Raw genomic sequence first — 12,843 nt, 5'->3', positions numbered from 1 at the left:
GTTTTTATCACAATTAAAATAATTTTATTCTACCTTAGATTTTAATTAGGGAATCAATAAATCCTGATAATAAAACCAACCACCAAATTATAACCAGTTAACCATTCAGAAAACTTTGAGAAAAGTTGAGAAAAATGGAGAACTATTTTAAAAAATCATGAAAAAAGTATACAAAAAACAATACTTATTATGTAGCCTCGCGCTATCGCTATTGGTAAGCTGCAGTGGGCCGGCTGAAAAGAAAGCTGCCGCCGGAGATTCTACGTCAACAGTAGCCGCGGCCGCACTTGACGCTAAAAATTTTAACGGCGACGTGAATGGCAAGGCCGTTAAACTATATACATTAAAAAACAGCAAGGGCGCCAGCGTGGCTATAACCAATTATGGCGGCCGGGTTGTAAGCCTGATGGTACCAGATAACAAGGGAGCTTTAACAGATGTGGTTTTAGGATACGATAGCCTTAAAACTTACCAGAAACCAAAAGAACCATTTTTTGGCGCCATTATAGGTCGTTATGGTAACCGCATTGGTAAAGGAAAATTCAGTTTGGAAGGCAAAGCTTATCAACTGGATATTAACGATGGCGTAAACACGCTGCATGGCGGCTTTAAAGGTTTTTACGCCCAGGTGTTTGACGCCGCCCAACCAAATGATAGTACCCTTAACCTTACCTATGTATCTAAAGATGCTGAAGGCGGTTACCCTGGTACGCTTACAACTAAAGTAACCTATACATTTACTGCCGATAACGCGCTGAAGATAGAATACACGGCAACCACTGATAAAACAACCATTGTAAACTTAACCAACCACGCCTACTTTAATCTTAATGGCGCGGGCGATTCAACTATACTGGATAACATTGTAAAAATTGATGCCGACAACATTACCCCGGTTGATACCACACTGATCCCGACAGGGAAATTACAGCCTGTAAAAGGTACTCCTTTTGATTTTACCACTGCAAAAACCATTGGCGCCAATATTAATGACAAGGACGAGCAATTGAAAAATGGCAAAGGCTACGATCATAACTTTGCGCTTAATAAGCACGATATCAGCAAATCGATAGCAACTGTGAGCAGCCCTAAGACAGGTATTGTAATGGACATTTATACCGACGAACCAGGATTGCAGTTTTACAGCGGTAACTTTTTAACTGGTGCAACCAACGATGGTAAAGGCGGCAAAGCGTACCCGCACCGTTCGGCATTTTGCATGGAAACCCAGCACTTTCCTGATGCGCCAAACAAGCCCGCATTTGCATCAACTGTGTTAAAGCCAGGGGCAACCTATCATACAACAACCATTTATAAATTTTCGAGCAAGTAGGCTTCTTATAAATAATTGTAGTTCCATTTTTTGATTATACCCCCGCTTGAGATGGCTGAAACCGAAATAAAATATCTGCTGAATGATATAGCTTTAAATAACAACAGGGCATCCTTTAAAAGGGTGTACCTGTTTTATTACCGCAAATTATTTTGGTTTGCCAAATCGTTTGTAAAAATGGATGAGGCCGCTGAAGAGATTGTTGATGATGTATTTTTAAACCTGTGGATGCAGCGTGCAAAGCTAACCGACATTAGTAACTTTAGTAACTATTGCTATGTCTCGGTTAAAAACAAATGCCTAACCCATATCTCAAAAGCGCAGTTAAACCAGGTAAGTATTGATGAGGTGGACGTGGAGATCATTGATCCTTCGGCAACCGGCGAAGACAAGCTTATCTGCAGAGATACAACAAAACTTATTAATGATTCGCTCAGCAGGCTGTCAGACCAATGCAAATTGGTTTTTAAACTGGTAAAGGAGGACGGTTTAAAATACAGGGAAGTTGCCGACCTGCTGAACCTGTCTATAAAAACCGTTGAATATCATATGGGCAATGCGCTAAAACAGATCTCGATTGGGATTGCTGATTCGCAGAAAAGCAATGTTGTAACACAGGGAAAAGTATTTTCAGAAAAGAAATAGTTTTAACAATGCGGCTTTCTTTTTTGCGGTAAATTACATTTATACAAGGCAATGTGCTGTTGCGTGGGGTCTGTAAAATAAACTGTGTCAGACCCTTATTGAGCTGACAGAGCAACATAGCAAGGCTTAGCTGCATAATACTTATTAACCTTTTTACTCCAGCTGCTTTTTAAGAGCTTCTTTACTTGGTAATACCGCTTTATATTCTTTGGCAAATATTTGATTGTTACCCTCCGATAATGTAAACTCTATAACTGTTCTGTTTTCCTCTTTACAAAGGATAATACCTATTGTTGGGTTTTCATCCTTAGTTTTTATTTTTCTGTCGTAATAGTTTACATACATCTGCATCTGGCCAATATCCTGGTGGGTTAACTTGCCAATTTTTAAGTCGAAAGAAACGGAGTACCCTTTCCCAAATTCTTTATTTAATTCACGGCTTAAATATATTAGCGTTTCCTTAGCATATTCTGCACGTTGGCTTCCTTGTTGCTCATCTTCTACGATCATCTTACCTATCTGAAAATAAGCCAGGATCATAGCAGCGTTAACATTCCTGACAATATAATGCTGTGTTTCGGCTATTACGGTTTTGATATTTTCAAAAAGCGCGAACGGATTTTTTTTTGATCTCATTTTTATGTGTTACTATGCCAAAACTAATAAGAATCATTATACCAGTGATATAGAAAAGGCAAAAGTATCGTGATAATCTTCCCCTTAAAAAAAAATTAATTTTTCTCCCAGGGTGTTTTCATTATTTACAGTCTATATAAGTAGAGCAGTAAATAATGATTAATAATATTTGGATACTTATTGGTAAAAAGTTAAGCGGAGAGGCTACTGCCGAAGAATTGCTTGAACTGGAAGAACTGCTGCAGCAAGGCATTGCAGATCAGTATCCGCTTGCTTTACTGGAAGAGATCTGGCGAAAAGAAAATGAAACAAAGGCCGACGAAAAATTAGAATCAAAATGGCTGGCCTTTGAAAATAAGCTGGATGATGCCGATAAAACAGAGGCTGAAGATTTAATCCAGTCAGAAAATCCTGAACAGGATAAACCCAAACCGGGTATCATAAAATTCCTTAAAATTATTTCATTAGTTGTAGCAGCATGTTTTGCCCTGGTGTTTATTATTGTAAATAAAAGGGATGTAACTAACATCAATAAAACCAACCAGATAACAGCGCCGCAAAACGGGATCAGTAAAATTCAATTATCCGATGGTACCAGGGTATGGTTAAACGCGGGCAGCAAGCTGATTTATGATGCTAATTATGGCGTTGAGCAAAGAAAAGTTTCGCTCCAGGGCGAGGCTTTGTTTGATGTTGTAAAGGATACTCAGCATCCCTTTATAGTTACTACGCCAACCATCAGCATAAAAGTATTGGGTACCAAATTTAATGTACGTGCATACAGTAACGATAAAACATCCGAAGCTTCGCTGATACGGGGACGGATAGAATTAACCATATTAAAAACCCCCGAGAAAAAGATCATTTTAAAAGCAGCTGATAAGCTTACCATAAATAATGAGCAACCGCTTGTTGCCGGTAAAGCCCCGGTGCTGGTTGCCAAAAATATAACAGAAGAAACTCCGCTGATGGCATTAGGACAGATCCATATGGCGAAAAAGGATAGTTTACCATCAGAGGCGCTATGGATTGAAAATAAGCTTGCCTTTGATGCCGAGGATTTTGAAAGCCTGGCCAAAAAGCTGGAACGCCGTTATAACGTTACCATTAGTTTTAAGAACGAAGGCCTTAGAAAATTAAGATTTACAGGTAAGTTTCAAAACGAATCTATCGGTAAAGCCATGAAAGCCCTGCAAACCACAACCTATTTTCATTATAAAACCGATAACAATCAAATTTTAGTTTATTAACCATTTAACCAATTAATTAAACAGCCTATGCTTATATAAGTATCTAAACTAAACCAAAAAACGGGGAAATGTTGACGCATCCCCCCGTGTATTTGGTACAAGTTAACTACCAGCCCTTTTAGAAAACCAAATAGTTAAAACACCTTAATGCTAAATTATGAAAAAAAATGTACACCGCATTAACCAAGTGCGGTTAAACCAATTTTTGAAAGTCTTTTTTATGTTTAAATTTATCCTTGCCCTGGTGATCATGTCATCATTTCAGGCTTTTTCAAAGGGATATGGCCAGAGTATAATAAATGTCAATTTTCAGAATGTAACCTTAAAAAAGGCATTCAAAGAAATTGAAAAAAAATCTGACTACCGCTTTTTGTACAACGATGATATACTGGCTAAAAATGTTTTACCCACAAGCCTGAATGTCACAAATGCATCACTTGAGCAGGCAATGAATACTTTGCTTGCCAATACCAACCTGGTATACAAGTTAAGTGATAATAATCTTGTGATCCTATCAGAAAAGGGTGCCACAGTTTCGGTACTTACCGTAACCGGGAAAGTTACCGACGAAGAAGGCCTGCCAATGCCTGGGGTAAGCATAAAGGTAAAAGGAACAGAGGTGGGGGCCCAAACCGACATTCAAGGAAAGTATGTGCTTAACATTCCGGATGCCAGCGCCAGCAATGTGGTGCTCGTGTTTTCGTTTATAGGTTATACAACCCAGGAAATGCCGCTGAATGGCAGCTCAACGCTTAGCATTCAGCTTAAGGCAGCATCAAACTCATTAAACGAGGTTATAGTTGTTGGTTACGGTACGCAAAAGAAAGAAAACCTTACCGGATCTGTTGCCGTTGTAAACGTTAAAGATGCCAATAAACGCACTACACCCGATATTGCCAGGGCATTACAAGGCCAGGTGGCAGGCGTACAGGTAAACGGATCAGGAGTACCCGGCGAAGGTGTATCTATCCGTATCCGGGGTGTAAGCTCGCTGAATGATAATAACCCGCTTTATATTATTGATGGTGTGCCAACATTTGCCCCCTTTGATTTTCCTACTAATGAAATTGAAAGTTTACAGGTAATTAAAGATGCATCGGCAGCTTCTATCTATGGTTTTCGCGGGTCGGGCGGTGTTATTCTTATTACTACAAAAAAAGGGAAGAATGGTCCGCTTAAAGTTAATTACAGTGGTTATGCAGGCTTCCAGAAAAATCCTAAAAAATTATCAGTTACCGATAGGGTAGGTTATCAGAAAATTGCCAATGCTGCCGAAACAAATGCAGGTTTATCATTAGCTCCGGGTAATGATCCAACATCAAGCAAATTCATTAGCAATGTAAATACCGATTGGCAAAAAGAGGGCTTCAAAACCGGTTATACTCAAAACCACGATTTAAGCTTATCTGGCGGTAACGAGTTTACCACTTACAATATCGCTTTTGGCTATTTTAACCAAACGGGTACTACAGTATCAGGTCCATCATATACCCGGTACAATGTAAGTGCAAATCTACAGGGGCATAAAGGCATCTTCTCTTTCGGATCAAAAATAGCTTATACCGAGGGTGACTATAACAACCTTGCTTACCCACGTTTACATGGTACAGGTAACCAGATAGTGGATCTGATAACCGCTATCCCTACTATGCCGGTGCTTGATGCTAACCGTTTGGGTGGTTACGGAGGTGTTGATCAAAACACGCAAAGAGCAATTTCCTTGAATATTATTGGTGTAAACAATTTATTGAATAGTACCGGTCAGCGTAACCGTTTACTGGGTTCAACATGGATGGAGCTTGAATTTGTTAAAAATCTTAAATACCGCCTGAACGTAAGCTACGACAGGCTCGATTCCAGGAGTACATTTTTTGAACCAGCTTATGACCTGGGATGGTTTTACCCAAGTTTATCCGCGTATTATAATGATTCGCGGGGCTCGGCATATACCACTCTTATAGAAAATACCCTGAGTTATAAATTTTCGGTACAAAAACACAATGTTGAATTACTGGCCGGTACGGCATATCAAAAAGATGCCAATACCAATATTACCGGCGCTGCTGTTAATTTAACCCAACCTTACCTGTATGCATTTGATAATGTAAGCGACCCTACCAATAAATCGTTATTTGGTAACAGTGGCTTACGTAAATTTTACTCGCCCATATTTGGCCGTTTTAACTATAATTATGACGACCGCTACCTTATAACCGCCAACTACAGGCGCGATGGTACATCACAGTTGCCTGCAGCTAACCGTTTTGGAAATTTTGCTGGTATATCTGCCGGTTGGAATATCAATAAAGAAAAATTCCTTCACCTGCCGGACGCTATCACCAACTTAAAACTACGTGCAGGTTATGGTACTGTAGGTAACGTAAACGCATTGGGCTATTATGATTACCAAACTATTGTAAATGCCAATTCGAGTTACGTTTTTGGCGATAACCTGGCAACCGGAACTACCCAAACCCGCGTGTTTGATCAAACCAATAAATGGGAACAAAAGAAAACTACCAACGTAGGTTTGGATTTGAGCCTGTTTCATGATCAGTTATCATTTACAGCCGAATATTACAGGAACAAAATTGATGGGATCTTATTAGCGGTACCTATTCCAATTTCGGTGGGTGCAATTAATACGCCGGTTGTTAACGCTGCCACCTTTACCAATAAGGGGCTTGAGTTTACGGCTACTTACCACAGCACCGCATCCCGCGATTTTCATTACGATATAAGTGCTAATGTTTCAACACTTAAAAATAAAGTACTATCATTAGGAAAAGGTGATAACCCAATTTATGGCGCTTACAGCAAAACCGAAGTAGGCGGCGAAGTAGGACAGATATATGCTTTTAAAACTGAAGGTATTTTTAAGGATGCTGCAGATGTAGCCGCACATGCTACCCAAACCGGAGCTGTACCCGGCGATGTTAAATTTGTGGATACAAATGGCGATCACATCATAAACGATGCTGACCGTGTTTACCAGGGCTCGGCCATTCCTAAACTATATTACGGGTTTAACTTTAGCGCTACGTATAAAAATATTGATGCATCGGTATTTATACAAGGTAACTATGGCAGTAAAATAGGTAATGGTGTTTACCAGGCCTTAATGACAGGCCAGTACGGTAACCAAAGTACAGATGAACTGAACTACTGGACACCCACCAACACCAATACCAATGTGCCAAGACCCGTAATTGGTGATCCTAATGCGAACGGAAGAAATTCTGACAGGTTTATTCAGAGCGGATCATATGCCCGTTTACAAACCGCACAGTTGGGTTATACCCTGCCGGCCTCTTTACTCAACCGCACCCATGTTGTTAAAAGTTTCAGAATCTACCTCTCGGGGCAAAACCTGTACACGATAACCAAATACAAAGGGTACGATCCTGACTTTATTAACGATGGTACCATTAACCGCGGGTTCGACTATGGTTCATTCCCTAATCCGCGTACCATATTGGTTGGTTTACAGGTAGGGTTATAATTATTGATTCACATTAAACATTAGTATAATGAAAAATATATTCAAAAAAACCGTAGTTACTGGCTTAGTACTGTCGGCTTTTATAATGAGTTGTAAAAAAGGAGATTTAGATACGGTTAACCCAAATGCACAAACCACACAAACATTTTGGAAAAATGCCGATGATGCTGTAAAAGGGATTAATGCTGTGTACGGAAGTCTGATAATTGATGGTTCATACATGCGTTTTTCGCCGATAGTTGAAAACACAAGGGGCGACGATGCTACAAGCTACAGCCCATGGGACCAGATATATAACATGGGTAAATTTAATATGCAAAGTACCGGCGACGGCGTACTGTTTTCATGGACAGCATATTACCAGGGTATTTTAAGAGCAAATGAAGTATTGAAATATGTACCATCCATCACCATGGATGCCGACCAGAAAAAAAGGGTATTGGGCCAGGCTTATTTCCTGCGTGGCTTGTATTATTTCCATTTGGCCGATTTTTATAAAAATGTGCCGATGCCTTTAGTTCCGGCGGAAACAAGTACAGATTATTTTCAAAAACAGCAACCGCAGGACGTAGTTTGGGCACAGGTTATCAGTGATTTTAAAGCTGCTAAAGATATGCTGCCAACAAGCTACACTGGCTTAACCAGTTCTGATAACCAGATTGGCCGCGCTACAAAAGGTGCAGCTGCCGCTTACCTTGGCAAAACTTATCTGTTCACCAAAAAATATACCGAGGCTGCTGCCGAGTTTAAATCTGTGATAGATATGGGTATTTACAGTTTAGTGCCTAATTATTACGATAACTTTTTTGCCAACAATGAAAATAATGCCGAATCCATTTTCGAGGTGCAGTTTTCAAGAAATGCCGGGGGCACAGACCTGGGCTGGGGAGGCGACCCCTCATCCGGATGGGGGCGTACATCTGCCAGGGCTATCACTTTTGGTGCGGCAAGCTTTGGCTTTACCGATGTGCAGCCAACACCTGCTTTGTACAATGAATACCTGGAAGAAAAAACAACCACCGGTGGTAATGACCCTCGTTTGGATGTAACCATGTATTACAATAAACCCGGCGAAAAATTATATGGTGTTTCATTTGCCACCGCGTATAATGGCAGTTCATCATTAAACGCTTTGTTTTGCCATAAGTATGAAAATGGTGATTCCGGCCAGGTAAACGAATACGATTGGAGATCGGGCATCAATGAAAGATTGATGCGTTATGCCGATGTGTTGCTGATGTATGCTGAGTGTTTAAATGAATTGGGCCAAACCTCAGATGCATACCCGTACATTCAACAGGTGCGCAACCGTGTTGGCTTGCCCAGCCTGGCAATTGTGAAACCAAACCTGACCCAGGCACAAATGCGCGATCAGATTGGTCATGAGCGTTTCCTTGAGTTTTCTTTGGAGGGACACCGTTTTGATGATATCCGTCGCTGGGGCTGGTTGCAGGATCCAACCAAACTGGCCTGGCTAAAATCAAGAGACCCCGAATTTAATACTTATACAACAGGCAAAGAGTATCTGCCAATACCACTTACCGAGGTACAAACCAACACAGGTTTGGTGCAAAATGCGGGATATTAGGTAATAGGGAAAAGAACCGGGATAGTGCGATTCCTTCCTTGGGGAAGGAGGAGGTAGGGGTTTAATCAGGCGGGTCAATCGCTCGTATAAACCCCTCCCTGCCATCGCACACAACCCCACTCACCCCTCCCGTTGGGAGGGAATTAAAACAAAAGATTAAGAAAGCGAGATGAAGAAAGCAAAGGTTTTATACATAGCCACCGCGCTGGCAACTACAATGTTTTCCTGCTCAAAAAAGGAAACGCCAACGCCTGCAAAAACGGATACTACCACAACTACTCCCCCGGTTACAACCGCTTTTGATATTAATTCCATAACAGATACCTATGCCGATATCTCGGCATTTATCTATTACCCCAAATGGACGGTATACAATGTGCACGATCCATCCATTAAAAAATTTGGCGATTATTATTATTGCTACAGTACCGATGTGGGTTTTGGGATAGATGTACGGTCGGGCCTGCAGATCCGCCGGTCGAAAGACCTCGTGAAATGGGAATATGTGGGCTGGGTATTTTCGTCATTACCGGCTTTAGGTTCGCAATACATTACCTCAAAGGGCGGCACACCATTTAATGCATTATGGGCGCCTTATGTAATGAAGGTAGGTTCGGAGTACCGGCTTTATTATTCACTCTCATCCGCGGTAGCGCGCTTAAGCGTTATCGGTATGGCGACAGCTACATCGCCTGACGGCCCCTGGACCGAAAAAGGCCTGGTGGTAACATCAGCAAACGATGCCGCCATACAAACCAATGCCATCGATCCAACTGTAATTACTACCACCAGCGGCGAGCAATACATGTACTATGGATCGGCATGGGACGGTATTTATATTTTAAAGCTTAACGCCTCAACCGGTTTGGCGGCCTCGGCTGGTGATAAGGGTAAACGCATTGCCAACCGTGGTTTTACAGGCGGCAAATACAATGGCAATATTGAAGGCGCAGAAGTGATCTACAATGCCGATCTGAAAAAGTATTTCCTGTTCATTTCTTACGACTGGCTGCAAACCAAATACAACGTAAGGGTTGGCCGTGGTGATAGCCCCACGGGGCCTTTTTATGATTACAACGGGCACGATATTAATACGGATGAAGATCATGGGCCGATGATTTTGGCGCCGTACCAGTTCAGCAACCAAAGCGGCTGGCAGGGCACGGGCCATTGCGCTGTGTTTGACGATGGCAGCGGCCAGTATTTTATGGGCCACCAGGGCAGGCCGGGCATCAACTCCTACTTTATGGACCTGCATGTGCGCAAAATCTCCTGGACGCCGGATGGCTGGCCTGTAGTATCACCAGAACGTTATGCCAATGTTGCCCAAACCGCCATAGCCAATACGGATATTGCCGGTACTTATGAAAAAGTAACACTTGGTTATCACGTAGTAGTAGGTTACGGTACCGAACAAACAAATCCGGATTTCCAGGTTTCAACCCAATTTAAACTGGATGCTGCAGGTACAATAGACGGCAGCGCAACTGATACCTGGACCTATGCATCGCCATACATCACCCTTAAATACAGTATTGGAGCCACCTATAAACTGAAAGTTGAGCGCGAGCGCGACTGGGAAAATAAAATAACATCAACCTTAGTATTCACCGGGCTGGATAATGCCGGGACAGCTATTTGGGGGAAGAAGAAGTAAATGCAGAGATGAATTATAAAGATGTTGTCATTTTGACGAGGGACGAGGAGAAACGTTCGGAATCATGCTTCGAACGACATTGTTGAATACAGAGCGTTAAGATGAAATGACAATTTAAACTATAAAAATAATTATTGTGAAAAACACACTTAATAATAATTTTTTGTAGTTTTAGCGTACCAATAAAACCAATGATGATCAGGAAAGCTTTTTTTACTTTTTGCAGCGCCGGCTTGCTCTTGTCGGCCCAGGCGCAAACGCCTAAGGTTTACACCATTCAGGCCGATAAAATAAAAACGCCTATACAGAAAACCATGTATGGTATCTTCTTTGAAGATATTAACCTGGCCGCCGATGGCGGTGTATACGCCGAACTGGTTAAAAACCGGTCGTTTGAGTTTAATATGCCGTTGATGGCGTGGACAACACATAAAAAAGATGGCGGCGATGGTCGTACAGAGGTGATAAACAGATCGGCAGAAAGGCCGGAGAACGCGCATTTTATAAAAACCTATATAGCATCAGATGCCGGTTCTTATGGCCTGGCAAACGAAGGTTTCCGTGGGATGGGTATTAGGGAAGGCGAGGAATACAGCTTTTCGTTAATGGCCAAACAGGAAGGCGATGCCAATGTAAAGCTGCACATCGAGCTGCATGGTGATAACGATGCTATCATAGGTACCGCTGATCTTACCCCGACTGATAAAGAATGGAACCGCTATAGCGTGAAATTTAAATCGTCGGCTACGGTAAAAAAAGGAAGCCTGTATGTTTGGCTGAGCGGCAAAGGCATTATCGATATGGATATGATCTCGCTGTTTCCTGAGCATACCTGGAAAAATCGTCCCGGTGGTTTACGTGCCGACCTGGTACAAAAACTGGCCGACATAAAACCAGGCTTCCTGCGTTTCCCCGGTGGTTGTATTGTTGAAGGCCGCGAGCTGGGCAACCGTTACCAATGGAAAAAGAGTATTGGCGATATTGATAAGCGTACCAATATCATTAACCGCTGGAACATGGAGTTTAAGCATCGCCCTACGCCCGATTATTACCAGACTTTTGGCCTGGGCTTTATGGAATATTTTATGACCGCCGAAGATATTGGCGCCTCACCATTGCCTATTCTTAATTGTGGTATGGCCTGCGAGTTTAACACCGCCGAACTGGTACCAATGGATCAGCTTGATCCGTATATACAGGATGCTTTAGACCTTATTGAGTTTGCCAATGGCGATGCAAGCACCAAATGGGGCAAAATGCGTACCGATCTTGGTCACCCGGCGCCGTTTAATTTAAAAATGTTAGGCGTAGGTAACGAGCAATGGGGCCCGCAATATGTAGAGCGTTGGAAAGTGTTCACCAAAGCCATTAAAACAAAATATCCTAACGTGAAAATAGTATCAGCCTTAGGCCCATCACCCGATGGTAAGGAGTTTGACCTGCTGAACACTACCTTCCGCAGTTTAGGTGCCGATATTTTGGATGAGCATTACTACGCCGCCCCAAAATGGTTCCGCGATAATGCCAGGCGTTATGATAATTATGACCGTAAAGGTCCGAAGATCTTCGCCGGGGAATATGCAGCGCAGAGCGTATCTACGGTTAGTCCCGAAAATAAAAACAACTGGGAATGCGCCCTGGCCGAAGCCGCCTTTATGACCGGCCTGGAGCGTAATGCCGATGTGGTGAACATGGCCTCATACGCCCCGCTGTTTGCCCACGTTGAAGGCTGGCAATGGACGCCAAACCTCATCTGGTTTGATAACCTGAACAGCTACGCCACACCAAATTATTACGTGCAGCAACTATTTTCACTAAACAAAGGAACTGATGTAGTGCCGCTAACCCTCAACAACGATGTTGTTGCCGGCCAGGATGGTTGCTACGCCACTGCCAGTTTGGACAAAAATACCAATGAACTGGTCATCAAGTTTGTAAATACCGGTGCCAATGCCCAAAGCGCAAGCTTTAAGCTAAATGGCGGCAGCTACCAGAAACAGGCTAATGTTACAACGTTAAGCAGCGAAAAAGGCAGTGCTGCAAACTCGTTGGAAAACCCTACAGCGGTAAGCCCGGTGCAAAGTACTATTGCGGTTAGCGGTAAATCTGTAAACGTGAACGTTGAGCCTTATGCATTGAAAGTGATCAGGCTGAAGAACAAGTAGGGGTAAAAATACGCCCCCACCCAACCCCGTCATTGCTTCGTATCTCGCCGCAATGACGGGGTTTTTA

General features: G+C 42.4%; 8 protein-coding genes. 7 read left to right on the top strand and 1 reads right to left on the bottom strand.

The features are described from left to right. The first annotated feature begins 157 nt into the window (after positions 1-157). Positions 158-1,333 carry an aldose epimerase family protein gene (locus AC1DO4_RS06655; protein WP_477414080.1) on the top strand — a complete coding sequence of 392 codons (1,176 nt, stop codon included), beginning with the start codon at positions 158-160 and terminating at the stop codon, positions 1,331-1,333. Positions 1,334-1,384: 51 nt separating this feature from the next. Beyond that, entirely contained in the window at positions 1,385-1,978 is a 594-nt protein-coding gene (locus AC1DO4_RS06650; RefSeq protein ID WP_477414078.1) for an RNA polymerase sigma-70 factor, read from the top strand. A 153-nt stretch (positions 1,979-2,131) separates the two neighbouring features. On the opposite strand, the gene AC1DO4_RS06645 is transcribed toward AC1DO4_RS06650, so the two are convergent. Beyond that, positions 2,132-2,614 carry a PDDEXK nuclease domain-containing protein gene (locus AC1DO4_RS06645; protein WP_477414076.1) on the bottom strand — a complete coding sequence of 161 codons (483 nt, stop codon included), beginning with the start codon at positions 2,612-2,614 and terminating at the stop codon, positions 2,132-2,134. 155 nt (positions 2,615-2,769) lie between these two features. Between AC1DO4_RS06645 and AC1DO4_RS06640 the strand changes: the two genes are divergently transcribed. From AC1DO4_RS06640 to AC1DO4_RS06620, 5 genes are all read left to right on the top strand, one after another. Beyond that, entirely contained in the window at positions 2,770-3,864 is a 1,095-nt protein-coding gene (locus AC1DO4_RS06640) for a FecR family protein (protein WP_477414074.1), read from the top strand. A gap of 220 nt (positions 3,865-4,084) precedes the next feature. Further along, positions 4,085-7,366 carry a TonB-dependent receptor gene (locus AC1DO4_RS06635; protein ID WP_477414072.1) on the top strand — a complete coding sequence of 1,094 codons (3,282 nt, stop codon included), beginning with the start codon at positions 4,085-4,087 and terminating at the stop codon, positions 7,364-7,366. 28 nt (positions 7,367-7,394) lie between these two features. Continuing rightward, positions 7,395-8,954: a RagB/SusD family nutrient uptake outer membrane protein gene (locus tag AC1DO4_RS06630; RefSeq protein WP_477414070.1), complete on the top strand. Its 1,560-nt coding sequence runs from the start codon at positions 7,395-7,397 to the stop codon at positions 8,952-8,954. Positions 8,955-9,123: 169 nt separating this feature from the next. Continuing rightward, entirely contained in the window at positions 9,124-10,611 is a 1,488-nt protein-coding gene (locus AC1DO4_RS06625; RefSeq protein ID WP_477414068.1) for a family 43 glycosylhydrolase, read from the top strand. 191 nt (positions 10,612-10,802) lie between these two features. Then, positions 10,803-12,776 (top strand): alpha-L-arabinofuranosidase C-terminal domain-containing protein, encoded by a 1,974-nt coding sequence (locus AC1DO4_RS06620; RefSeq protein WP_477414066.1) that lies wholly within the window; start codon positions 10,803-10,805, stop codon positions 12,774-12,776. Positions 12,777-12,843 lie beyond the last annotated feature (67 nt).

The sequence above is a fragment of the Mucilaginibacter sp. P5_A6 genome, assembly GCF_056400585.1.
This window is presented reverse-complemented; position numbering and strand designations above follow the sequence as displayed.